This is a genomic window from Roseovarius sp. SK2, assembly GCF_028807495.1.
GTDB lineage: Bacteria > Pseudomonadota > Alphaproteobacteria > Rhodobacterales > Rhodobacteraceae > Roseovarius > Roseovarius confluentis.
Window position 1 is genome coordinate 24,650 of the sequence record NZ_JARAMK010000011.1, and the last position, 24,464, is coordinate 49,113.

General features: G+C 64.8%; 22 protein-coding genes. 12 read left to right on the top strand and 10 right to left on the bottom strand.

The window, feature by feature from the left end; genetic code table 11:
• Window positions 1-55 precede the first annotated feature (55 nt).
• Complete coding sequence (locus PVV74_RS18235; RefSeq protein ID WP_274594225.1) at window positions 56-1,315, bottom strand: cytochrome b/b6 domain-containing protein; 1,260 nt, start codon at window positions 1,313-1,315, stop codon at window positions 56-58.
• Between the two features lie 175 nt (window positions 1,316-1,490).
• Here PVV74_RS18235 and fabD point away from each other — a divergent pair, with 175 nt between their 5' ends.
• The 7 genes from fabD (at window position 1,491) to PVV74_RS18270 (ending at window position 10,074) form a co-directional block, all read left to right on the top strand.
• Entirely contained in the window at window positions 1,491-2,435 is a 945-nt protein-coding gene (gene fabD, locus PVV74_RS18240) for an ACP S-malonyltransferase (protein WP_274594226.1), read from the top strand.
• 80 nt (window positions 2,436-2,515) lie between these two features.
• Window positions 2,516-3,253 (top strand): 3-oxoacyl-[acyl-carrier-protein] reductase, encoded by a 738-nt coding sequence (fabG, locus tag PVV74_RS18245; protein ID WP_274594227.1) that lies wholly within the window; start codon window positions 2,516-2,518, stop codon window positions 3,251-3,253.
• 229 nt (window positions 3,254-3,482) lie between these two features.
• Window positions 3,483-3,716, top strand: a complete 234-nt coding sequence (locus PVV74_RS18250) for an acyl carrier protein (RefSeq protein WP_057794165.1) — start codon at window positions 3,483-3,485, stop codon at window positions 3,714-3,716.
• A gap of 191 nt (window positions 3,717-3,907) precedes the next feature.
• Window positions 3,908-4,651, top strand: a complete 744-nt coding sequence (locus PVV74_RS18255) for a 1-(5-phosphoribosyl)-5-[(5-phosphoribosylamino)methylideneamino] imidazole-4-carboxamide isomerase (RefSeq protein WP_274594228.1) — start codon at window positions 3,908-3,910, stop codon at window positions 4,649-4,651.
• A 120-nt stretch (window positions 4,652-4,771) separates the two neighbouring features.
• Complete coding sequence (gene fabF, locus PVV74_RS18260) at window positions 4,772-6,031, top strand: beta-ketoacyl-ACP synthase II (RefSeq protein WP_103764139.1); 1,260 nt, start codon at window positions 4,772-4,774, stop codon at window positions 6,029-6,031.
• Window positions 6,031-7,200, top strand: coding sequence for an endolytic transglycosylase MltG (gene mltG, locus PVV74_RS18265; RefSeq protein ID WP_103764140.1), 1,170 nt, complete (start codon window positions 6,031-6,033; stop codon window positions 7,198-7,200). Before fabF ends, mltG begins: the two co-directional genes overlap by 1 nt.
• Before the next feature lie 402 nt (window positions 7,201-7,602).
• Window positions 7,603-10,074, top strand: coding sequence for a baseplate megatron protein TIM-barrel domain-containing protein (locus PVV74_RS18270; RefSeq protein ID WP_274594229.1), 2,472 nt, complete (start codon window positions 7,603-7,605; stop codon window positions 10,072-10,074).
• Window positions 10,075-10,098: 24 nt separating this feature from the next.
• Here PVV74_RS18270 and PVV74_RS18275 read toward each other — a convergent pair whose 3' ends face one another.
• Entirely contained in the window at window positions 10,099-10,437 is a 339-nt protein-coding gene (locus PVV74_RS18275; RefSeq protein ID WP_274594230.1) for a TraR/DksA family transcriptional regulator, read from the bottom strand.
• Between the two features lie 85 nt (window positions 10,438-10,522).
• Here PVV74_RS18275 and cysE point away from each other — a divergent pair, with 85 nt between their 5' ends.
• From cysE to PVV74_RS18290, 3 genes are all read left to right on the top strand, one after another.
• Window positions 10,523-11,329 carry a serine O-acetyltransferase gene (gene cysE / locus PVV74_RS18280; RefSeq protein ID WP_103764269.1) on the top strand — a complete coding sequence of 269 codons (807 nt, stop codon included), beginning with the start codon at window positions 10,523-10,525 and terminating at the stop codon, window positions 11,327-11,329.
• Window positions 11,330-11,541: 212 nt separating this feature from the next.
• Window positions 11,542-12,285 (top strand): hypothetical protein, encoded by a 744-nt coding sequence (locus PVV74_RS18285; RefSeq protein ID WP_274594231.1) that lies wholly within the window; start codon window positions 11,542-11,544, stop codon window positions 12,283-12,285.
• A 65-nt stretch (window positions 12,286-12,350) separates the two neighbouring features.
• Window positions 12,351-13,553, top strand: a complete 1,203-nt coding sequence (locus PVV74_RS18290; protein ID WP_274594232.1) for a permease — start codon at window positions 12,351-12,353, stop codon at window positions 13,551-13,553.
• Between the two features lie 119 nt (window positions 13,554-13,672).
• Here the strand turns inward: PVV74_RS18290 and PVV74_RS18295 are convergent, their stop codons facing one another.
• The 5 genes from PVV74_RS18295 to PVV74_RS18315 form a co-directional block, all read right to left on the bottom strand.
• Window positions 13,673-15,025, bottom strand: coding sequence for a pyruvate dehydrogenase complex dihydrolipoamide acetyltransferase (locus tag PVV74_RS18295; RefSeq protein ID WP_274594233.1), 1,353 nt, complete (start codon window positions 15,023-15,025; stop codon window positions 13,673-13,675).
• A gap of 12 nt (window positions 15,026-15,037) precedes the next feature.
• Window positions 15,038-16,438 carry a pyruvate dehydrogenase complex E1 component subunit beta gene (locus PVV74_RS18300; RefSeq protein ID WP_274594234.1) on the bottom strand — a complete coding sequence of 467 codons (1,401 nt, stop codon included), beginning with the start codon at window positions 16,436-16,438 and terminating at the stop codon, window positions 15,038-15,040.
• 14 nt (window positions 16,439-16,452) lie between these two features.
• Complete coding sequence (locus PVV74_RS18305; protein WP_103764146.1) at window positions 16,453-17,037, bottom strand: hypothetical protein; 585 nt, start codon at window positions 17,035-17,037, stop codon at window positions 16,453-16,455.
• Entirely contained in the window at window positions 17,037-18,047 is a 1,011-nt protein-coding gene (gene pdhA / locus PVV74_RS18310) for a pyruvate dehydrogenase (acetyl-transferring) E1 component subunit alpha (protein WP_103764147.1), read from the bottom strand. Before pdhA ends, PVV74_RS18305 begins: the two co-directional genes overlap by 1 nt.
• 142 nt (window positions 18,048-18,189) lie before the next feature.
• Window positions 18,190-18,435: a hypothetical protein gene (locus tag PVV74_RS18315; RefSeq protein WP_103764270.1), complete on the bottom strand. Its 246-nt coding sequence runs from the start codon at window positions 18,433-18,435 to the stop codon at window positions 18,190-18,192.
• 155 nt (window positions 18,436-18,590) lie between these two features.
• Between PVV74_RS18315 and PVV74_RS18320 the strand changes: the two genes are divergently transcribed.
• Complete coding sequence (locus PVV74_RS18320; RefSeq protein ID WP_274594235.1) at window positions 18,591-18,995, top strand: hypothetical protein; 405 nt, start codon at window positions 18,591-18,593, stop codon at window positions 18,993-18,995.
• Window positions 18,996-19,034: 39 nt separating this feature from the next.
• Here PVV74_RS18320 and PVV74_RS18325 read toward each other — a convergent pair whose 3' ends face one another.
• Window positions 19,035-19,334 (bottom strand): FtsB family cell division protein, encoded by a 300-nt coding sequence (locus tag PVV74_RS18325; protein ID WP_103764149.1) that lies wholly within the window; start codon window positions 19,332-19,334, stop codon window positions 19,035-19,037.
• Between the two features lie 137 nt (window positions 19,335-19,471).
• On the opposite strand from PVV74_RS18325, the gene PVV74_RS18330 reads away from it, so the two are divergent.
• Window positions 19,472-21,088: an acyl-CoA dehydrogenase family protein gene (locus PVV74_RS18330; RefSeq protein ID WP_274594236.1), complete on the top strand. Its 1,617-nt coding sequence runs from the start codon at window positions 19,472-19,474 to the stop codon at window positions 21,086-21,088.
• 50 nt (window positions 21,089-21,138) lie between these two features.
• Here the strand turns inward: PVV74_RS18330 and PVV74_RS18335 are convergent, their stop codons facing one another.
• Together PVV74_RS18335 and PVV74_RS18340 are read right to left on the bottom strand one after the other, a co-directional pair.
• Window positions 21,139-22,677 carry a trimethylamine methyltransferase family protein gene (locus PVV74_RS18335; protein WP_274594237.1) on the bottom strand — a complete coding sequence of 513 codons (1,539 nt, stop codon included), beginning with the start codon at window positions 22,675-22,677 and terminating at the stop codon, window positions 21,139-21,141.
• Between the two features lie 597 nt (window positions 22,678-23,274).
• Complete coding sequence (locus PVV74_RS18340) at window positions 23,275-24,459, bottom strand: pyridoxal phosphate-dependent aminotransferase (RefSeq protein ID WP_274594238.1); 1,185 nt, start codon at window positions 24,457-24,459, stop codon at window positions 23,275-23,277.
• Window positions 24,460-24,464: the final 5 nt, after the last annotated feature.

The following is a 24,464-nucleotide window of genomic DNA, read 5'->3' on the forward strand; positions in this document are numbered from 1 at the left end:
TGGCGGTCGGAGGTCCCGGGTCAAGCCCGGGACGGGTGAACCGACCCGTCCGGCCCTAGCGCTCTGCCGTCAGGGCGAAGCGGATATCTACCGAGGCGCCGACATTGCCTTCGCTTTGTCCGCCCACGCCGAAATCGCGACGATCCACCGTCAACCCGCCCGAGGCGGTGGCGGTGTCGCCGTCGATGTTCAGGTCAAAAGGCATCTCGACAGGGACCGAGTTGTCCTTGACCGTCAGCGTGCCGGTGGCGACATGGCCGCCGTCGCGCGACACGATGTCGGCGGAGAAGGTGGCCGTGGGGTGGGTCTCGGCGGCGAGATAGTCCGATCCCTTGGCGTCATTGGTGACCGATCCCAGCGTCAGCGAGGCGATGGTGACGGTCACGTCGACGCTGCCGTGTTTGCCCTCGCTGTCGGCGGCTTCGTCATAGATGATATCTGCGGTCCAGTCCTCGAACTGGCCTTCGACCTCCGACCCCATCTGGATAACGGTCAGGCCAAGCGTCCCGTCCGTGACGGTCCAGGCGTTCTCGGTCGGGGCGGTGGTTTCCGCGGCGGCCGTTTCCGTGGCCGGTTCGGCGATTTCGGCATCTGCTGTCGGCGCGCCTTGGGTTTCGTGCGAGAAATAGCCCAATGCGCTTCCGGTGCCGAGGGCCGCGGCCCAGATCACCAGCGCCGCAACGGCGGGGAGGACATGTCCGGGCTGACGCGCCGAGGGTTCCGCTGACGTTCGGCCGGGCAGCATACGCCGCAGGGTGGCGTCGCGGTCGATGACGTGATGCTTGAGCGCCCCGGCGACATGTGCCGCAAGGCTGAGCCACAACACCCAGTTCAGAATGTAGTGTAGAGAGGCGAAGGTGTGCGCGAGCCCCTCATCCTTGGGAACGAAGGGCAGGGATTGGCCGAACGGCCACCAGATCGGGGCAAAGCCGGTGGTGGCGGCGTGATGGATCCAGCCGGTCAGGGGCACCAACAGCAGTGAGCCGTAGAGAAGCCAATGTACGGTTTCGGCGGCCCGCGCCTCGAGCGGCTTGTCGCCGTTCAACAAGCCCGGCTTGGACTGGCCCATGGCCCACAGAATGCGCAGCAGTGCCACGAAGAACACGGTCACGCCGATGGTCTTGTGCAGGGAGAACAGGAAGGCCGCACGCGAGACGTCGGCCTCGGTCGTGACGATGTCCGGGTTGCGGACCGCGTGGGCGATGTCATTGGCGAAGAGACCGAGCGGAATGGCTGAGAGAATCAGCAGCGCGGTCAGCCAGTGAAAGCTTTTGGTGACGGTGCCGTAACGGTCGTGGGCGTTGGCGAGGGGCATTGTGCAGGCTCTGATGTGGCGAAAACTTGCGCTGCAATTTAGCCGAGCGCGTGGCCGGGGCAATATCCGCCTGCGCACAGGGGGCGTGCGGCAAGGGCGGTTTTTCGGCCCCCGACATTGCACCGCCCGTCGCGTCACGCTATCCGAGGGCATTGAATGGGAGGGGCAAGGCACCATGAGCAAGGCATTCGTATTTCCCGGGCAAGGGGCCCAGACGATCGGGATGGGCAAGGCGTTGGCCGATGCCTATCCGGCAGCGAAGGCGGTCTTCGACGAGGTCGACGAGGCGCTGGGCGAGAAGTTGAGCGACCTGATCTGGGAGGGCGATCAGGAAACACTGACGCTGACGCAGAATGCGCAGCCCGCGCTGATGGCCACGTCACTCGCCACGATGCGGGCGCTGGAGGCCGAAGGCGTGAGCATCGAGGCGGCGTCGCTGGTGGCCGGGCATTCGCTGGGCGAATACTCCGCGTTGGCCGCGGCCGGGGCGCTGAGCGTCAGTGACTGTGCGCGCCTGTTGCGCACGAGGGGTCAGGCGATGCAGGCTGCCGTGCCGGTGGGCGAAGGCGCAATGGCTGCGATCCTGGGACTTGATTTTGCCACTGTGACCGAGGTGGCCCAGGCCGCCGCAGCGGATGGCGGCGTGGTGCAGGCCGCCAATGACAACGACCCGGCGCAGGTGGTGGTCTCGGGCAATGCCGCCGCCGTGGAAAAGGCGGTGGAACTGGCCAAGGAGAAGGGGGCCAAGCGCGCCATGCTGCTGCCGGTCAGTGCGCCGTTTCATTCTGCCTTGATGGCGCCCGCCGCCGATGTGATGGCGTCCGCATTGTCGGAGGTTACGATCACGGCGCCGCGCGTACCGGTGGTCGCCAACGTGACGGCCAGCGGGGTGCAGGACCCGGCGGAGATCCGCGCGTTGTTGGTCAAGCAGGTGACCGGGTCCGTGCGCTGGCGCGAGTCGGTGGAATACATGGGCGCGCAGGGCGTGGACGACGTGTGGGAAATCGGCGCAGGCAAGGCGCTGATCGGCATGGTTCGCCGCATCAACCGCGACATCGCCACCCGCGCAATCGGCACGCCCGAGGATGTGAAAGCGGCCGCCGAGTCGATGGCCGGCTGAGCCGGGGCCAGGAAAATGGGATTTTCTTGTCAAATTTCTTCGCAAAGAAATTTGGCGCCAGACGAGAAGGATCAAGATACATGTTCGACCTGACGGGAAAGACGGCGCTGGTGACCGGCGCATCCGGAGGCATCGGCGGAGAGATTGCAAAGGCGTTGCATGGCGCGGGCGCGACCGTGGGCCTGTCGGGCACACGGGTCGAGCCGCTGGAGGCGCTGGCCGGGGAGCTGGGCGAGCGGGCGCATGTACTGCCCTGCAACCTGAGCGATCCGGAGGCCGTCGACGCACTGCCGAAACAGGCCGCCGAGGCGATGGGCGGGGTTGATATCCTTGTCAACAATGCAGGGATCACGCGCGATCAGATCTTCATGCGCATGTCCGACGAGGAGTGGCAGAGCGTGATCGACGTGAACCTGACCGCCACCATGCGCCTGTGCCGTGGCGTGATGCGCCCGATGATGAAGGCGCGCTGGGGGCGGATCATCAACATCAGCTCGATCGTGGGCGCGACGGGCAACCCCGGACAGGTGAACTATGCCGCCTCCAAGGCCGGGATGGTGGGCATGACCAAGTCGATCGCCTATGAGGTCGCCAGCCGCGGGATCACCGCCAATGCTGTGGCACCCGGCTTCATCGCCACGGCGATGACCGACAAGCTGACGGACGACCAGAAGGACAAGATCAACGCGCAGATTCCCGCAGCCCGCATGGGCACGCCGGAGGAAATCGCGGCAGCGGTCCTATACCTCGCAAGCCCCGAGGCGGGCTATGTCACGGGGGCGACGCTTCACGTCAACGGCGGCATGGCGATGCTTTGAGGCATCGCGCCGCGTTGAAGAAACAAGGGCATGGGAATCCATTTGCCAATCGCGTCGCATATGCTATAGGCGGCGCAGTTTACGCGGGGGTGATACTGTATTACCCCGTAAATGCCCGTTATACGGGTCATGCAAGCCGCCCGGTCAAGGGGCACATTTAGCCGCTAGTCCAAACGGGCGAGGGCACAGAAAACGGGCGAATGACCCGGCTGAAGATGAGGAACGAAACATGAGCGATATCGCAGACCGCGTAAAAAAGATCGTGGTGGAACACCTGGGCGTCGAGGAAGACAAAGTAACCGAGAACGCCTCTTTCATTGACGACCTGGGCGCGGACAGCCTGGACACGGTCGAACTGGTCATGGCGTTCGAAGAAGAATTCGGCATCGAGATCCCCGATGACGCCGCCGAGAACATCCAGACCTTCGGCGACGCGGTGAAGTTCATCAAGGAAGCGTCGTAACCACGACGACGCACAAGAGATTTTCGAAAGACCCTGCCGGCGCGGCGGGGTCTTTTCATTTGCGCGGTCGAAAATTTCGGGAACAGACTGTATCATGCCGATTTGAGACCATCGTCAACGAAGCAGGGGTCTAAGAAGGGCAGACCCCGCAAACAAGGCGGAACCAGCCCGAATCAGAAGGTGACTGTCGCATGATCATCTACCCCACTCTCGAACTGCGTAACGGCAAATGCGTGTCCCTGACGCGCGGTCGGCTCGAAGAGCCCGTCATCTGGCATGTCGACCCTGTCGAGACAGCGAAATCCTTTGCCGCCGCCGGCGCATCGTGGATGCATCTGACCGACATCGACGCGCTGGCCGGTGACGGCGACAACAGTAGCCTGATGGAAGAGATCATTCGCACTGTCGGGATCCCGGTCCAGCTGGGCGGCGGTTTCCGGTCGCGTGACAGCGTTGCAAAATGGATCGACAAGGGCGCGGGCCGGATCGTGGTTGGCACCATGGCCGCCTACGACCCCGACACCCTGCGCGAACTGGCCAAGTTCTATCCTGACCAGATCGTGCTGGCCGTCGATATCTTCCAGGGTTCGGTGATGACCGAGGGCTGGCGCACGAAAAGCGCATTCACGCCTGAAAGCTATATCGCCGCTTTCGATGATGCGCCGCTGGCTGGCATCATCCTGACCGATATCGACGCCGATATCGAAGACAGCGACGGGACGCTGGGCGTGATCAGCGGGCTGGCCGGTCTGACCCGGCATCCGGTCATCGCACGCGGTACCGTGCGCAGCGTCGATGACGTGTCGCGTCTGAAATACGTACCCAACATTTCCGGCACGATCATCGGCCGGGCGCTGTTGTCCCGCGACGTGTCGCTGCAAGAGGCGCTGGAAGTGGCACAGGGCGACCGCGAACCGATCGCCGAGTTCCAATAAGCTGAATGACAGGCTTGAAAAAAGGGGCGCGGAAGACCGCGCCCGTTTGCCGTTGGCCTTGCCCCCGATAGGCAAGGCGCGGTATGGAAGCCGACGAAGGTAGGACAAGAGGGCAACATCATGCGTCGAGTGGTTGTGACGGGTCTGGGTCTTGTGACCCCGCTGGCGTCTGGCGTGGAGGAGAGCTGGAGCCGCATTCTGGAAGGGAAGTCAGGAGCGGGCACCATCACGCGGTTCGATCCCACGAACGTGGCCACGAAATACGCCTGCGAAGTGCCCTTGGGCGACGGCAGCGACGGCACCTTCAACTCCGAAGATTACATGGAGCCCAAGGAGCGCCGGAAAGTGGATGATTTCATCCTCTATGGCGTTGCGGCGGCCGAACAGGCCGTGCGGGACGCCGATTGGCTGCCCGAGGACGAGGAAAGCCGCCTGCGCACTGGTGTTATGATCGGGTCCGGCATCGGCGGGCTGCGCTCGATCGAGGAGACGACGCTGCTTATTCGCGACCGTGGCGTGCGGCGGGTGTCGCCCTTCTTTATTCCCGGCGCGCTTATCAACCTGATCAGCGGGCAGGTCAGCATTCGCTACGGCTTCAAGGGGCCGAACCACGCGGTTGTGACCGCCTGTTCGACTGGGGCGCATGCCATAGGCGATGCGGCGCGGTTGATCCAGCACGGGGACGCGGACGTGATGATCGCGGGTGGTGCCGAAGCGGCGATCTGCGAGATCGGTATTGCCGGCTTCAACGCCTGCAAGGCACTGTCCACAAAACGCGCCGACGACCCGCAAGGCGCCAGCCGCCCCTACGACGCCGACCGCGACGGCTTCGTGATGGGCGAGGGGGCTGGCATGGTCGTGCTGGAGGAGTACGAGCACGCCAAGGCGCGCGGTGCCAAGATCTATGCCGAAGTCCTTGGCTATGGCCTGTCAGGTGACGCCTATCACATCACCGCACCCGCAGAGGACGGCGATGGCGGGTTCCGCGCCATGCAGGGTGCGCTGCGCAATGCCGGGATCGAGCCTGCCGACGTGGATTACATCAACGCCCACGGCACCAGCACCATGGCCGACACGATCGAATTGAAGGCGGTTGAGAAACTGCTGGGTGATGCGGCCTCGAAAGCGACCATGAGTTCGACCAAATCCTCGACCGGGCACCTGTTGGGTGCGGCCGGGGCGATCGAGGGCATCTTCTCGATCCTGGCCATTCGTGACCAGGTGGCGCCGCCGACGATCAATCTGGACAATCCGGCAGTGGAAACGCCGATGAACCTGGCCGCCAACGCCAAGCATGAACGCGAGATCAAGGTGGCACTGTCCAACAGCTTCGGTTTCGGCGGCACCAATGCCTGTCTCTGCATCGGGGCCGTACGCTGATGTGGCGGCACATCGCGTCGAATTTCCTGACGTTTCTTGTTGTCGTGGTCTTCCTGTTGGGCGGGGTAATCCTTTGGGGCCAGAACGAGTACCAGGCCACGGGTCCGCTGGAAGAGCCGATCTGCCTTCAGGTACCGCGCGGCAGTTCGATGCGCGGTATCTCGGCCGATCTGGCCGAGCAGGGCGCGATCACCAGCGAGCGGATCTTCCGCATCGGTGCGGACTACACCGACAAGACGCAGCTTCTAAAGGCTGGTAGCTGGCTGATCCCCGAAGGCTCCACCATGGGCGAGATCACCGATATCGTGACCCGAGGCGGGGCCAGCACCTGTGGCACCGAGGTGGTGTACCGCATCGGCGTCAATGCGAGCGAGGTCGAGGTGCGCGAACTGGACCCGGCCACCAATCGCTTTGTCGAGGTTGCGGCCTTCGATCCGCAGGCCGAGGAGGTCACTCCTCCCGCCGAATTCACCGAGGTGCGTGATCAGGCCGACACCCGCTACCGCGTGGCCGTCGCCGAAGGCGTGACCAGCTGGCAGGTGGTGAACGCGCTTGGTGCGTTCGACGCGCTGGACGGCGAGGTGGCGGCGGTGCCGCCCGAGGGCAGCCTTGCGCCGAACAGTTACGAGTTCAGCGTGGGCGACACCCGCGAAAGCATTCTGACCCGGATGCGCGAGGCGCAGGAATTGATCCTGACCGAGGCCTGGCAGAACCGCGCGTCGGACATTGCCGTCGAGACGCCCGAAGAGGCGCTGATCCTCGCCTCGATCATCGAGAAGGAAACCGGCGTGCCCACCGAACGCGGGCAGGTTGCGAGCGTCTTTACCAACCGGCTGCAAGAAGGGATGCGGCTGCAGACCGACCCCACCGTGATCTATGGCATCACGAATGGCGAGGGCGTGCTGGGCCGCGGCCTGCGCCAGAGCGAGCTGCGTGCCGAGACGCCCTACAATACCTACGTCATCGACGGGTTGCCGCCGACGCCCATCGCCAATCCCGGCCGCGCCAGCATCGAGGCGGCGGTAAACCCCGAGGATACCGACTATGTGTTCTTCGTGGCTCGCACGCTGGACCCGCGCGACGGGCACCTCTTCGCGGAAACGCTCGAAGAGCATAACCGCAACGTCGCGGCCTATCGCGCGCTGGAGGCCGAACGCGCCAACCAGTAGGCGCACGAGGCAAGCTGCCACGGCACCGCACGATGCCGCGACGAATGCTTAACCGAGATCTCTGAAACTGCAGGCGACCCGTGGGATGACCACCGGTCGCCTGTTTGCTTCCCGAGATGAATCTTCCGCGATGCAAGAACTTCGAGGTGTTGGCCCGCATGCCATTGATCACGCAAGATCGGACCCCTTCCCAGGTCACGCTGTCGATAGACGCGCTCGAGAAGCAGCTGTCGGCCATGCGCGCCGATCTGGAGGCGGTCTACGCCCAGATCAGGCGTGGGCAATTCGGTGACCTGAAAGACGCCAGGCGCGCCACGTCGGAAATACGGCAATGGCTGAAGATCGCGATAGATGCGGAGACACAACTTGCAAAAAGAAGAGAAAAAGAGCTTGGCGTCGCGGATGGATACGCCCTCGACCTCGAAGAAGCCCGGGAAAGTATCGGATGTCGACTGGCTCGTCTCCGCAGGGCCCGAGACGCAGAAAGAGTTTCTGGACAGCCTGAGTGACGGCGAAATCCTGTCGCTGCCGTACCTGTTCGATTTCTGGGCGATGGAGCACCAGCGCCCGCCCGAAGGCGACTGGCGCACATGGGTCATCCTGGGCGGGCGGGGCGCGGGCAAGACACGCGCAGGGGCCGAATGGGTGCGCGGCCAGGTCGAGGGGGCCAGGCCGCTTGACGCGGGCCGGTGTCATCGCCTGGCCCTGGTGGGCGAGACCATCGACCAGGTGCGCGACGTGATGATCTTCGGTGAAAGCGGTATCATGGCCTGCTCGCCGCCCGATCGTCGCCCTGTCTGGCAGGCGACGCGCAAGCGGCTTCAATGGCCCAACGGCGCAGTCGCGCAGGTTTTCTCGGCACATGACCCGGAGAGCCTGCGCGGGCCGCAATTCGACGGCGCCTGGGTGGACGAGTATGGCTGCGCCGCCGTGGACAAGGGCACCAACCAGCCCAACAAGTTCCTCGATCCGAAATCGTCGGAATCCACCCTGCCGCATTTCTCGGACGGGCGCCGCGACGAGCTGATACAACACCAATACCTGCGCGGTTTTCTTGACTATTGGAACGATCCCGCCAACAACCCGCAATCGGACGTCTACGACGGCGCGATGCTGGACATGGATCACGCATATGCCTGGGCCTGGGACATGCGGCCCTATCCGAATTTCCCAAACAATCGCGATTTATGGAGCGATGGTGCCAATTACACACGAGGTCACTGGCTCAACGGGCGCATCTCGTCCCGCATGCTGGCCTCGGTCATCGAGGAAATTTGCCTGAGGTCAGGCCTGAACGCCTGTGACACGTCCGGGGCCCACGGGTTGGTGCGTGGCTACACGGTCGACCAGGTATCCGAAGCCCGCAGCGCCCTGCAACCGCTGATGCTGCGCTATGGCGTCGACGCGGTGGAACGGGACGGGCGTCTGCGTTTCATCATGCGCGACGGTGGGACCGATCGCGTTATCGACGTTGATACGCTGGTGCGTGACCCCGAGATGGACAGCGTCCTGGAGGAGATGCGCGGCAGCACCGTGGAACTGGCGGGCCGCGTCCGCCTGCGCTTTATCGAGGCTGACGGGGATTTCGAGGTCATCGCCGAAGAGGCGATCCTGCCCGACGACGCCACCCATGGTGTTTCGATTTCGGAATTTCCGCTGGCCATGACCCGCGCCGAGGGCCGCCAGACCGTTGAACGCTGGCTGTCCGAGGCGCGCCTCGCCACGGACACCCTGCGCCTGACCCTGCCGCCCTCGCAACTCGAGACCGGCGCGGGCGACGTCATCGCCATTCCCGAAGGACAGGGCAGGGGCTTTTTCCGCGTCGACCGGGCCGACCAGATGGCCGGGGCGCAAAAGCTCGAAGCGGTGCGGATCGAACCCGAAAGCTATCGCCCGGCCGAATTCGAGGACGAGGCCGTGACCCTGCGTCCCTTCGTGGCGCCGGCGCCGGTGGCACCGTTCTTTCTCGACCTGCCGCTTCTGACAGGCGACGAGGTGCCTCACGCACCATATCTCGCGGTCACCGCCAACCCCTGGCCCGGCTCTGTCGCACTGTATGCTTCGGACGAGGATTCGAACTATGCCCTCAACAGCCTTGTGACGGCCCGCACCCCCGTGGGTGTGCTGGAAACGCCGCTCTTTCCGGCCCACGCGGGCCGCATCGACCGCGGACCCGCCGTGCAGGTGCGGATGCTGGGCGGCAGTTTGGAAAGCATCAGCGAACTGGCGCTCTTTAATGGCGGCAACCTTTGCGCCATCGGCGACGGCACCCCCGACGGGTGGGAGCTCATCCAGTTCCGTGATGCAGACCTCGTCGACATCGACACGTACCTGCTCAGCCACCGCCTGCGCGGACAGGTCGGCACCGAGCGTGCCGAGGCCTGGCCACAAGGCAGCTATCTGGTGCGCCTCAATGGCACCGCCAAGCAGATTGAGCTGTCCAAGGCCAAGCGCGGGCTGGCGCGCTACTACCGGATCGGCCCCGCCGGGCGCCCGGTGGACGACCCCAGCTTCAGCGCGGTGCGGCTGGCTTTCGACGGGCTGGGTCTGAGGCCGCTGTCGCCGGCGCATCTGAGGCTTTCGGCGGGCGCGGGCGGCGCTCTGTCGATCAGCTGGATCCGGCGCACCCGGATTGACGGTGACCGCTGGGACACCGCCGATGTGCCGCTGGGCGAGGACCGCGAGGAATACCTCGTGCGCGTGGTGCAGCAGGACGCGGTGATCCGCCAGACCAGCACGACGTCGCCGGTCTGGACCTACAGCGCGGCGGATCAGGCCGCCGACGCACTGTCGGGTCTTTACGAGATTCAGGTCGCGCAGGTTTCCGCGCGCTTCGGGCCGGGCCGCTTTGCGCGGATCGAGGTGACCGCATGATCCGTCCCGCCTGAACGCGAAGCCTCAGCCGCGCGCGCACTCCACGCAGCGCGTCGCGGCCGGGTCCAGCTTCAGGCGGCCAAGGACAATCTCCTCGCCGCAATCCTCACAATAGCCGAACTCGCCCTCGTCCATCCGGGCGAGGGCGGCGGTCAGCCGCGCCCGCTCCCCGGCGCGGCGCGCATCCGTGGCCCTGGCCATCGCCTGGTTCTGCAACGCGTCCATTCGGCTCAGACGACCGACCGATTGCTGGTCCAGCTCCACCGTGGCCTTGCCCGCCGCGCCACGGACGTCTTCGTCGTCGAGTTCCGCCAGACGCGTCTCGATCAGTGCGCGAAAATCCCTGATCTCTGCTTCATTCATTTTCGTGAACCCACCCATGACGCCTTTGCATTTTACGGATCGAGCTTATCTGGTATAAGCGATACTCGCACCAAGGAGCATGCACATGGCGAACACACATGCAAAGCTGGCCGAGCTTGACCCGGTCTGGGCCCGGATCAACACCGAGGCGGAGACCGCGATAAAGGACGAGCCGCTGCTTGGCGGGCTCATCCATTCGTCGATCCTGCACCATAAGACCATCGAATCCGCGTTGGCCTACCGCACGTCGATGAAACTGGGATCGCACGAGATGCCCGAGCAGCTTCTGCGCGAAATCTGCGACATGGCCTATGCCGACGACCCCGAACTGGGGCAGGCCGCGCGCGCCGATATCGTCGCCGTCTATGACCGTGACCCGGCCTGCGACCGCTTTATCCTGCCGATGCTGTTCTTCAAGGGCTTCCAGGCAGTCCAGGCCTACCGCGTGGCGAACTGGCTGTGGCGCACCGATCGCCGCGACATGGCGCGTTTCTTCCAGATGCGCTGCTCCGAGGTGTTCGGCGTCGATATCCACCCCGCCGCCCGCATCGGCAAGGGCATCATGATCGACCACGCCCACTCCATCGTGATCGGCGAAACCGCCGTGGTGGGCGACAACGTTTCGATGCTGCACTCCGTGACCCTCGGCGGCACCGGCAAGGAAGAGGAAGACCGCCACCCCAAGATCGGCGACGGCGTCCTGATTGGCGCTGGTGCCAAGGTCCTTGGCAACATCAAGGTCGGCCATTGCAGCCGCATCGCCGCCGGTTCGGTGGTGCTGCAGGAGGTGCCGCCCTGCAAGACGGTCGCGGGCGTGCCGGCCAAGATCGTCGGAGAGGCGGGCTGTGATCAGCCCTCCGTCGCGATGGATCAGCTTCTGGGCGTTCGCTGAACGTCCCCGCCTCGGCAGTCGAACCCTGGATTCGCCCGGTCCGCACGTCGGTCCGGGCTTTTCTTTGCCCGGATTGGTGCAAAAATGCTGCAACCGACAGCCATAGCCGCGCGTTACTCCGCTTGTTCAGGTCGACAACCCGAAAGGGCAGGTCTAGATACGCCTGACAAGTTAGAACAATTCGCGACTGTCTGCCCGGGGGGCCACGCTCCATGCGATCACAACTGCTGAAACTTCTTCCGTGCCTTGCTCTTGCCGCCCTCACAGGTTGCACGGAGGTTTCCGAAGACGGCAGCTCGCAGTCCTTCGCGTCTTCGCGGAACGCAACCGCCAACATCAGCCTGCCGCCCGGTGCCCTGGCCGAGGCCATTTCCATGCCCGACGCCGTCTGGCAACGCTCGGCGCAGCTGGCCCGCTATGGCCACCGCTTCGACAAGGCGTTCTACCAGGCCGCGGCACAACGCGAGGCGGCCAACATCGCCGCGCTGAAACAGGCTTTCCTCGACCTCGGCCCCGGCGTCGACCCCGAGGAAGCTGGACGCGCCGCCTACGTCGCCTATACCTACGTCGCGCAACTGGTTGTAGAGTACGAGATCGACAGCGGCCCGCTGGCGCATAACACCGCCGTCAACTTTGGCAACAAGCCGCGTGGCCTGTGCTGGCACTGGGCGCATGACATGGACGCCCGCCTGCAACGCGAGAACTTCAAGACGCTGCAAATTCACCGCGCCATCGCCAATTATGACAGTATCCGGCTGGAACACAGCACAACCATTCTCGGCCGCCGGGGTGACTCGATGGAAGACAGCCTCGTCTTGGACCCGTGGCGCGACGCCGGCGACCTCTACTGGAGCCTCGTGCGCGAGGACGGCCGCTACGACTGGACCGAACGCAGCAAGGTTTTCGCGTGGAAAAAGGCGCAGAAGGCCAAGCAGACCGGCACGCCATCGTTCTGATCTGATCGCGCGCCGGAACAGGCGGCAAACCCGTCGCGTTGACCACGCAAGTGGGAACCGACGCGATGAATTTCTTTCAAACCTGGGCCGACGCGGCCCTGACCACACTCGGATATTTCTGGGTGGCCTTCTGGGCCTTCGGACTGGGTTATCTCGTCAGTGCGGTCATCCAGCTTTTTGTCAGCCGCGACCGGATGCGGCATGCGATGGGGGATGAGGACCTCGGATCCATGTCGCTGGCCGGGTTCTTCGGTTTCATCTCGTCTTCCTGCAGTTTCGCGGCCCTCGCCACGACGCGGGCGCTCTTCGCCAAGGGCGCGGGCTTCGTTCCGTCGATGGCGTTCCTCCTGGCCTCCACCAACCTTGTCATCGAGCTCGGCATCGTCATCTCGGTCTTTCTCAGCTGGCAGTTCGTGGTCGCGGAATACGTGGGCGGCCTCATCCTGATCGTGGTGATGTGGGGTCTCGTGGCTCTCTGGCGGCCGCAGAAGCTGATCGAGAACGTGCGCCAGTCGCTCGAAGCGGGAGAAGAGGACGAGCCCGAGGACCCCGCCGACCTCACCCAATCGCCCGCGCTCTGGTCCAAGATAGCCAAGGCGTACCTGATGGAATGGCAGATGGTGTGGAAAGACGTCACCGTCGGCTTCACCATCGCCGGCATCATCGCCGCCTTCGTGCCGGCCGAATTCTTCACCTGGCTTTTCCCCGGCACCGGCGAGGAAGGCGCGCGCAGTTTCTTCGAGGTGCTGTCGCACACCGTCATCGGCCCCATCGCGGCCTTCTTCACCTTCATCGGCTCGATGGGCAATATCCCCCTCGCGGGCCTGCTTTTTGCCAACGGGGTCAGCGTGGCGGGGATCATGGCCTTCATCTTCTCCGACCTCGTCGTGTTTCCCGTGATCCGCGTGAACGCCCAGTTCTACGGCTGGAAGATGGCGCTCTACATCGCCGGGCTGTTCCTTGGCGCGCTGATCCTGACGGCCCTGGCGATTCATTACGGCTTCGCCCTGCTGGGGCTTGAACCTCAAAGTGCTGCCAAGGGTATGATGGAGCCGTCCGAGCGCTTCAAGATCGACTACACTTTCTGGTTCAACATGGGGTTCCTAGCCCTGACGGCTGCCTTCGGCTGGCTCGCCTGGCGCGGCTCGGGCGGGCACGAGGGGCATGACCACGATCACGGCGGCTGGCTCGACCGGGTGCTCTTCTGGCTGGCGCTCCTGGCCTATGGCTGGTTGGCCATGGGGCTGGGGATATACGCGCTGGCGTAAGCGCAGGGCGCTGCGCGACGAGACGTTCGAACGGACCCGTAAGGTGGGTAACAACCCACCCCTCGCAACGAAAAAGGCCGGGGAAATCCCCGGCCCTAACTTTCGCAACGCCAAAACCCTCAGGCCAGCATCACCATCGGGTTCTCCAGGTTTTCCCGGATCTTGTCCAACAGCTCCGCCCCAAGCGCCCCGTCGATCACCCGGTGATCCACGCTCAGCGTCACCGACATCACAGTGGCCACGGTCAACTCGCCATCGTCACCCACGACAGGCTTCTTCACGCCCGCGCCCACGGCCAAGATCGCGCCATGCGGCGGGTTGATCACCGCGTCGAAATTGTCGATCCCGAACATCCCGAGGTTGGAAATGGCGAATGTCCCGCCCTGGTATTCCTCGGGCGACAGCTTGCGCTCCCGTGCGCGGGTGGCAAGGTCCTTCATCTCCGCCGACAGGGCCGACAGCGACTTCATTTCGGCATCCTTCAAGACAGGCGTGAACAGCCCGCCTTCGATCGCCACGGCCACCGCCACGTCCGACGGTTTCAGCTTCAGCACCCGGTCCCCGGCCCAGACCGCGTTGCAATCGGGCACCGCCTGCAAGGCCAGCGCGCAGGCCTTGATGATGAAGTCGTTCACCGACAGCTTCACGCCGCGCCCTTCAAGTTGCTTGTTCAGCTGTCCGCGGAATTTCAGCAACGAGTCCAGCTGGATATCCCGCCGCAGGTAGAAATGCGGAATGGTCTGCTTGGCCTCGGTCAGGCGGGCGGCGATGGTCTTGCGCATCCCGTCGAGCTTCACTTCCTCGAACTCGCGGTTCTGGTACATCGCCACGACCGCGTCGGTGCTGGGGCCCGCCGGGGCAGGGGCCGCCTGTCCCGCACCCGATGCGGGACCTCCCGCCGCGGTCTCATCGGCAGGCTTCGCCGCTCCGGCCTTGGCACTCTCCACGTCCGCCTTCACGATCCGCCCATGCGGGCCCGAGCCCTTCAGCTCGGTCAGGTCGATGCCCTTCTGCTTGGCGATCCGCCGCGCCAGCGGCGAGGCGAAGATGCGCTCGCCGTCCTTTACAGGCGCCGCCGGGGCAGGGGGCACGTCGCCGCTCTCGGGCTTGCTGGCTTCGGCCTCTTTCTTCGGGGCCGCATCCTGCTTGTCTTCCTTGGCTTCGGCCTTGTCGCCTCCACCGCCGGAGTCGCCGGACGCGCTCACGTCACCGATATCGTCGGCGCTCTCGCCTTCCTCCAGAAGGACGGCAATCGCGGTGTTCACCTTCACGCCTTCGGTGCCTTCCTCGATCAGGATCTTGCCGATCGTGCCTTCGTCGACCGCCTCGAACTCCATCGTCGCCTTGTCGGTCTCGATCTCGGCCAGCAGGTCGCCGGAATTCACCGTGTCGCCTTCCTTGACCAGCCATTTCGCCAGCGTGCCTTCCTCCATCGTCGGGGAAAGGGCGGGCATGAGTATTTCCGTGGGCATCGCGCTCTCTCCTTACCGGTAGGTCACTTTGTTGACGGCCTCGATCACTTCCTTGGTCGAGGTCAGCGCCAGTTTTTCAAGGTTCGCGGCATAGGGCATCGGCACATCCTTGCCCGTGCAGTTGATCACCGGCGCATCGAGGTAGTCGAATGCCCGCTCCATGATCACCGCGCTGAGATGGTTGCCCATGCTGGCCACGGGGAAGCCTTCCTCGACCGTGACGCAGCGGTTGGTCTTCATGACGCTCGCGAGCACCGTGTCATAATCCAGCGGCCTCAGCGTGCGCAGGTCGATCACCTCGGCGCTCACGCCCTCCTCGGCCAGCTTGTCGGCGGCCTCCAAAGCATAGGTCATGCCGATTCCGAAGCTGACGATGGTCACGTCGTCGCCGGGCCGGGCAATCCGCGCCTTGCCGAAGGGAATGGTGAAATCATCCAGCACCGGCACCGCGAAGCTGCGCCCGTAAAGGATCTCGTTTTCGAGGAAAATCACGGGGTTCGGGTCGCGGATCGCGCTCTTGAGCAGGCCCTTGGCATCGGCGGCCGAATAAGGCTGCACCACTTTCAACCCGGGCACGTGGGAATACCACGCCGCGTAATCCTGGCTGTGCTGCGCGGCCACCCGCGCGGCGGCGCCGTTCGGGCCGCGGAACACGATGGAACAGCCCAGCTGCCCGCCGGACATGTAATTCGTCTTGGCGGCCGAGTTGATGATCTGGTCGATCGCCTGCATCGCGAAGTTCCAGGTCATGAACTCCACGATCGGCTTCAACCCGCCCCAGGCCGCGCCCACGCCGATCCCGGCAAAGCCATGCTCAGTGATGGGCGTGTCGATCACCCGCTTGGCGCCGAACTCGTCCAGCATGTTTTGCGTGATCTTGTAGGCGCCCTGGTACTCGGCCACCTCCTCGCCCATGATGAACACATTCTCGTCGTTGCGCATCTCTTCGATCATGGCGATGTTGATCGCCTCGCGCACGGTCATCTTCTGCATCTCGGTGCCCTCAGGCCAGTCGGGGCTGGCGTCGGGCTGCGGCACGGGCGCGGCGGGCGAGGCGGCAACCGGCTCGGCCTTGCCGCGGCTCTCGTCCTCATCGCCGTTATCATCGTCCTCCTTGGCAGAAGTGGCACCGCCGCCCGACGAGCTTTCGCCGATATCGTCCGCGCTTTCGCCCTCTTCCAGCAGCACCGCGATGGGCGTGTTCACCTTCACCCCCTCGGTGCCTTCCTCGATCAGGATCTTGCCGATCGTGCCCTCGTCGACGGCTTCGAATTCCATCGTGGCCTTGTCGGTCTCGATCTCGACCATGATGTCGCCAGAGTTGACGGTGTCCCCTTCCTTGACCAGCCACTTGGCCAAAGTGCCTTCTTCCATCGTTGGCGACAGGGCAGGCATCAGAATTTCAGTTGGCATTGTCGGCTTTCTCCCTACTGGCTCGTGCCCTGGCACAGTGCCGCCAGGTTGCGGAACGCGTCAGTGGCCTGTTTGGCCTCGGACGCGGTCATGATGTCTGTGACTAAAAGTCGAAAAAAAGGTTGGTCCTCGTCGTCGCGGACCAGTCGTGTCATTTCGCAGCCCTGCGCGGTGCACGTGGCAGGCATCAGCGGGCCGAAGGTTTCCGGGTTGGACACCAGTTGATCGTAAAGCGCATTGCCCGCCGCGATCCGGGTCGTGGCCTGCCAGTTCGGCACAGGCGGCGTCAGGTCGAACCGTATCGCGACGGCCTCGCTTTGCGTCTCCAGCGAGATATCCCCTGGTGCCACGCTGCGCAGGTCGCCCGACATGACAACGCGTGCATTGACGCCCTGCATCGTGCCCTCAGCATTCTGGGCAAAGGTACAGTCGGGGCGGATATCAAGGCTTGTTTGCGTCAGCCCAGCCGCGGTCGGCGGACCGTCATAGCGCACGAGCGCGCGCAGCGCCGCCGCCTGATCGGTGAAATCCGTCGCGGCCACGGACGGCGCACCGAGGGCGGCCAAAAACGCGCCAATCAGCATCGGTCGCTTGCGCATCAGGCGTCCTCGCGCGTGTCTTCGACGTAAATGTCTGTCCAAAGCTCGGACACGTCCGGCTCTGCGCTTTCCTTGGCGAAATCGGCGGACTTGTTCACCACGTCCTTGATTTCCTTGTCGATCGCCTTGAGGTCCTCTTCGCTGGCGTGCTTGCCCTCCAGAAGCAGCTCGCGCACATGCTCGATACAGTCCTTCTCGTCGCGCATCTTCTGCACTTCCTCGCGCGTGCGGTACTTGGCGGGGTCGGACATCGAGTGCCCGCGATACCGATAGGTCTTCACTTCCAGGATATACGGCCCGTCGCCCTTGCGGCAGTGCGCCACCGCCTTCGCACCGGCCTCCTTCACGGCCAGCACGTCCATCCCGTCGACGGCCTCGCCGGGGATGCCGAAAGCCTCGCCGCGAGTGTAGATGTCGGGGGTCGAGGTCGAGCGTTTTTGCGAGGTGCCCATGGCGTACTGATTGTTCTCGATGACGAACACCACCGGCAGTTTCCACAAAGCGGCCATGTTGAACGTCTCGTAGACCTGGCCCTGGTTCGCCGCGCCGTCCCCGAAATAGGTAAACGTCACGCGATCATTGCCCTTGTACTGATCGGCCAGCGCCAGCCCCGCACCCAGCGGCACGTTCGCCCCAACGATCCCGTGCCCGCCATAGAAATCCTTCTCGCGGCTGAACATGTGCATCGAGCCGCCCTTGCCCTTGGAATAACCGCCCTCGCGGCCCGTCAACTCGGCCATCACGCCGTCGGGGTCCATGCCACAGGCCAGCATGTGCCCGTGGTCGCGATAGGTGGTGATGCGCTTGTCACCCTCCTCGGCAGTGGCTTCCAGCCCCACGACAACCGCTTCCTGTCCGATGTAGAGGTGACAGAACCCGCCGATCAGGCCCATCCCGTACAGCTGGCCGGCCTTCTCCTCGAATCGACGCACCAGCAACATGTCGCGGTAGTACTTTTTCAATTCATCGGCGGAAACGTTTGGTTTCTTTGTGGTTTTTCTGGCAGCCATGCGGGCGGGCTCCTGTGCTGAAAAAGGTAGTTTAGCCTTAAACTATCTTATACAGGACTCGCCCGGATTTTTCGAGGGGGATTTTGACGCAGCGTCAGATCACGCCGGCTGATCAGGTCAACGCTGCTGTTCGGGGGAACCGCTAGGCGCGGTCGTCCTCCTTGATATCCGGATCGTTGTAGTTGCTGGGATCGAACTCTTCGGGATCATAGGCCGTTTCGTCTTCGCCGATGCCGGTCACGTGGGTCGTGCCGCTCTCCTCGTCATAGGCCAATCCATAGGTCGCCCGGCCCTCGGACTTGTAGCGCGAATACTCGTGATATCCCGCATAGACGAAGGCCAGCGCGAAGGGCGACACGATCAGGGCTGCCACCAGTTGCGCACTCATGATTGCACTCCTCTCCTTGCCGTTCTTGCGCACGGGCCGGTCGGACCGGCCCGACATGCACTCTTGCTCGTACCAAAACACCTAGCCTAGGTTTGCGGCACGTCCAACAATCGGCCGGGTCCGCACACCGCTCAAGCCACACCGAAGGTGACATCATGTGCACATCCTCCGCAAGCCCCGACGGCGCAGAGGCGCCCTGCGGTCCGGACGAACATGTCGTTTTCCTTGGCCGGTTTGCCGAGACCGGGGAAACGCTCTGCGTCTCCCTGCAACCGGGTCTCTTCTACGGCTTTCACCTCGGCGCGCCGGATCAAGTGCCGCGTGTCGCGTTCAGCGTCGACGCAACGCAGGTTACCGGCGATTTCGACTGGGTGCGGAGCGATGGCACCGCGTGGGCGTCCCTCTCGCTTTGGCATGCAGGTGTGACCTACCGCATGCGCGTCAGTCGTGCCGAGCCCGGAGCGGCGCCGCCAATGGGCGTGCTGGAAATCGAGGGCGCCACCCGGGAAACCCATGCGCTCGTCCCCGCCTCGATCATCCATGATCTGCCGCTCGCGTGAAGCCCTCGCCAAGATTGCCCGGACCCGGGACAGGGGGGCTCAGCGGATGACGATCTCGTCGGCGCGCAGCATCCCCAGAACCTCGCGCGCCTGCTGATCCAGCAGGTCGAGGTCCAGGTAGGTGTCCGACAGACGCCGGGTCAGGTTCTCCATCCGGTCCACCTGTCCGTCCAGCACCGCCAGTTGCTTGCGCAGTTCGGCCTCGCCCGATTCGATCTCGGCGCGGCGGAACAGGCCATAGTCGCCCTGCACCGCGGCAAAGGTGAAATACGCCCCCAGCCCAAAGGCTATGGCGAAATAGATCAACACACCGAATGCGGGGCGCTTGCGCGATTTCATGACTGCTCTTTCTGCCTCTGCCGCCCGCCTCTTTTCGGGCGGTGCCCGCTCACAATGACACAGGCGATTCGCTTTGTGAATCCCCTTTCACATCAAACCTCTTAAAGGCTACTACTCGTCCTCAAGGAGAGTCATTCATGCCACAACTGCCCCCCGACGCCGCGCTGCTCACCCATGACGTGACCAATCAGCCCGACGCCCGTGGCGATGTGGACCTTTATGCCACCGATCCGGCGCTGGCCGACCATGCCGGCGCGGCGGGTGCGGACACCGCGCATCTTGCGGCCTACGGCGAAACCATTGGCACCGCCGCCATGGCCGAGGCGGGCCGCGCGGCCAACCGCAACCCGCCTGAATTGCTGCTCTTCGATGCCGGTGGCCGCAGGCTCGACGAGCTGCGCTTTCACCCCGCCTATCACGACCTCATGCGCAGCGGCATCGGCGCGGGCTATGCCGCCATCGCGTGGGAAGGGGCGGCGGGCGGCCACGCCACCCACGCCGCGATGGTCTATCTGACATCGCAAGTCGAGCCGGGCGTATGCTGCCCCATGACCATGACCTACGCCGCTGTCCCCGCGCTACAGGCCGACACCGCGCTCTTCGACACGTGGGCGCCCAAACTGCTCAGCCGCGCCTACGACCCGTCGCCGAAACCGCTGGCGCGCAAGCCCGGCGCGACGCTTGGCATGGCCATGACCGAAAAACAGGGTGGCTCGGATGTGCGCGCCAATACCACCCGTGCCGCGCCCGATGGCGACACCTATGTGCTGCGCGGTCACAAGTGGTTCTGCTCGGCGCCCATGTCCGACGGCCTCCTGACGCTGGCGCAAGCGCCCGGAGGCCTGACCTGTTTCCTCGTGCCCCGGTGGCTGGAGGGACGGCGCAACACGATCCACATCCAGCGCCTCAAGGACAAGCTGGGCAACCGCGCCAACGCGTCCGCGGAAATCGAATATGCCGACGCGGTGGCCTATCGGCTGGGCGACGAAGGCGAGGGCGTGAAGACCATCGTCGAGATGGTGCACCACACGCGCCTCGACACCGCCATGGCCCCCGCGGGCCTGATGCGCGCCGCCCTGGGCCACGCCGCCCATTGGGCTCGCCATCGCACGGCCTTTCAGAAGACACTGATCGACCAGCCATTGATGCGGTCGGTGCTCTCGGACCTGGCACTCGATTGGGAAGGCACGCTGGCGCTGGGGATGTTCGTCGCCGGGCAGTTCGACCGCGATACAGACGAGGCCCGCGCCTTTTCCCGCGTCGCCGTCGCGCTGGCCAAGTACATCGGCAACAAGCTTTGCCCGAACGTGGTCTACGAGGCGATGGAGGCGATGGGTGGCATGGGCTATGTCGAGGACACGCCCCTGCCGCTCCTCTACCGCGAGGCGCCGCTCAATTCGATCTGGGAAGGCTCGGGGAACGTGATCTGCCTCGACATCCTGCGCACCCTGCGGAAAGTGCCTCTGTCGGGCGAGGTGCTCAGCCGCGAGTTGGGCGCGGTCGCCGGGCAATACCGGCGCTACGACGCGGCGCTCAACGCCCACATCACCCGTTTTCCGCGCCTGCCGGACGAGGCGCAGGCCCGCTGGTATGTCGAAAGCCTCGCCATGCTGCTCACGGCCTCTGTCCTCATCCGCCACGCGCCGCCTGCTGTGGCCGAAGCCTACGTGGCCACGCGACTGGCGGGCGAACGGGGCCGCACCACCGGTGCCATCGGCGCTGTCGACACCGACGCGATCCTGTCGCGGTTATAGAACGTCGCGCGGCCCAGCATACCACCCCTCCCGGCCCTGACCCGGGACCTCTACGCCTTCAGATGAATCGCGAACTTCCGCCGTATCTCCGCATCCAGCATTGGGTTCAACCGGGCGGCCGACGCCTGAGCCAAAATTTCTTCTTTCCGCGCCACCGCCTTCTCCACAAGGTCCGGCTTGCCCAACTCCACCCATTCCTTGGGCGACGACCTGTCCCCCAGCGTGGGGTAACAATGATCCCGCTGCATCCGCGCCAGCGTCGCTTCGGTCCCCAGGTAATGCCCCGGCCCGCCGATACAGACCGCTTCCATCTGGTCCAGTGCCAGCGTCTCGTCATCCACCTCGATCCCGCGCACGCAGCGCAGCGCCTGGCCAATGAGGTCATCGCTCAGGATCAGGCTCTCGTGACAGAACCCCAAGAGCGAGGCGTGCATCCCCGCTGCCTCGTAGATCATGTTCACGCCCGCAAGCCCGGCCATCACGTTCGAGCACATCTGCTCCCACCCGGCCTGCATATCTGGCAGCTTGGCATCCGACGCACCGCCCGCCGCCCCGCCGGGCAACCCATAGAACTGGTGCATCTGCGCGCAGCCCGCGCTTAGCAATGCCTGCTCGCCCGACCCGATCGACATCGCGCCGGTCCGCAGATCCAGCCCGAAGGGCCAGGTGCCAAAGATCGCCGGATGCCCGGGCTTCACCGCGTTCACGTAAACCAGTCCCGCCAGGCATTCCGCCGTGGCCTGCATGATCGCCCCCGCGATGGTCGACGGCGCGGTGGCCCCGGCCATTCCGGCCGACAGCAGCAGCACCGGCATCCCGCCTTCGATGCACCGCTCCATTACCTCGCAGGACTCGGTCGCGAACCGCATCGGCGGCACCACGAAGCAGTTTGAGTTGCTGACGAACGGCCGCGCGCGGAATTTATCCTCGCCGCCCGCGATCATGTAGAGCATCTCCAGCGCCGGACCGACGTGATGCGGCTCGGTAAAGGATGTGCCCACATGCTTCGTCGTACCAGTGCAACAGGCATAGACGGTGTTCAGCTCCATCTCCATGTTGTCGGGAATGTCCCGCGCCACCATGGGCCGCTGACAGAAATGCAGGTTGTCCAGGACGTCGACGATGCGGGCGGCATCATGCAAATCCTGGAGCGTGCTTTCGCGGTAATTCCGCCCGTGCACATCCACCATGTTCACGGCAGCTCCGGCCGTGCCGTAATGCACCCGGGCGCCGCCAAGATGCAGGTCGTTGACCCCGTCGCGGCTATACAGGGTGATCTCCCGGTTGGCCCGCGCGATGGTCTCCTCCACCAGCGCCCGGGGAAAGCGCAGGCGCCCGTCTTCGCCGAGCACGGCCCCCGCGTCGGTCAAGTAAGCGATCCCGCTCGGCGGCGCGCCCGACAACCCGATGCGTTCCAGCGCATCGAGCGTGGCGTCGTGGATGCGCCCGATCTGCGCGTCCGTCAGCACCTTCAGCGTGCCGCCCTCCATACCGGCGCGGACCGGGCGGATCGTGGCGTCGAGCGGGGCCGCCCGGTTGGCGCGACGCGCGGCGCGGCCTCCGGTACGGCGGGGGGAAAGATTATTCATGTCGGGGTCCTTGGATAAAGGGAAAGGGCAGGGGGGAGCGGTGTCTCAGCCCCGTCCCGGCTGCCCCCGCGCGGCCCGCCCTCGGTCAGCCCCGATCGTGCGGACCACCCGCGTTATCTTGCAGCGCTGCGCCATGCGCGGCCCTCCATCGCCAGCCCGCATGCGCTTGACCGCATAGCTGGGCCCAATGGTCGATTTAAGGCCGCGCGCCCGAGTCCGATCTGTCCCGAAAGCGACGCATTGTCCAGAAACGACAAAATCTTACGCCGCAGGGCAGCGAACGTAAAAAGGCCCGCGTGCGTGTCGCGGGCCTTTATATCGCGTGCTTGGTCTCTTACAGCGCCGCCAGGATCGCGGCCGGCAGACCGACCATGCCTCCAAGGATAAGCGCCATGGACAGTCCCAGTCCCTTGAACATCTCTTTACCTCCTGTTTGCTTTGGATGCAGGCAGGAAATGTGTTGCATCGTAAGGGCTTCGACGCGACCGGCGGTCGCAGAGGCGCGTTGGTCAGAGCGACGCGCGCCGTCCGGCCCGACCGCGCGGCAGTTCAAGAGCCACCCGTCCCGGGCCTGATCCGGGACCTCTCACCCCTCGGTCAGGCCGCCACGCCCGCCAGCTCCGCGGCCATCTCCACCAGCCGCGCCAGCGCCTCGCTCAGCCGGTCGTCCGGCACGGTCAACGCGACGCGCACATGCCCCGCCGCGGCTTTCCCGAAACTCTCGCCCGGCATCACCGCCACCTTGTGCCGGTCCAGCAGGCGCAGGGCAAACTCTTCGCCCGACAGCCCCGTCGCCCGCACGTCCAGCATCACGAACATCGCCCCCTGCGCCGGGATCGGGCGCACAACGTCCTGGCCGTCAAGAAGCCCCAGCACCAGGTCACGCCGCCGCCGGAAAGGGGCCGCGACCTCTTCCTCGAAATTCGCGCCTTTCCCAAGCGCGTAACAGGCCGCCTCCTGCACGAAGCCCGCCACGCCATAGGTCGTATGGGTCGACAGGTTGCCCATGTGCAGAATCGCCTCTTCCGGCCCCACGACCCAGCCGATCCGGCTGCCGGTCATCGCGTGGCTCTTGGACAGCGAACCGATCACCATCGTGCGCTCGGCCATACTGTCCAGCATCCGGGGGCTGACATGGTCGCCCTCCCAAAGCTGCGTGTCATAAACCTCGTCCGAGATCAGCCACATATCGTGATCCCGGCAGACCCGCGCGATCCCCTCCAGCGTCTCACGGCCATAGACCGCGCCGGTCGGGTTGTTCGGCGTGTTGATCAGCAGGCTTTTCGCGCCCTGCGTCGCCGCCGCCGCGATATCCGCGGGGTCGGGCTGGAACATCCGTTCGGGCCGCGCGGCCACCGCCACGTCCCGCGCGCCCACGGCCCGGATCGTGCCGGGGTAGGTGGCATAGAACGGGTCGATATAAAGCGCCCGGTCGCCCTCGTCACAGGCGGCATGATGCGCCGCAAAAAGCCCCGCCTGTCCGCCCGGCACCACCAGCACGTTGTCCGGCGTCGTCGTGATACCTGTTCGCGCCGTCACCCGCTCGGCGACCGTCTCGCGCAGGTTCAGGTTGCCGTTGAACATGGAATAGCCCACGTGCCCCGCCTTCGTGGCGGCGTGCATCGCATCGAGGATGCTGTCATCGGTGCCGACATCATGCTCGCCGATCGTCAACATGGCGACATCCTCGCCCGCCTCGATCATGTCCTTGGCCTTGTAATAGACGTCCCAGCCGTCCGACCCGCCGCCCGTCAGCCCCGTGATCCGCTTCGACAATGCCATGCTTG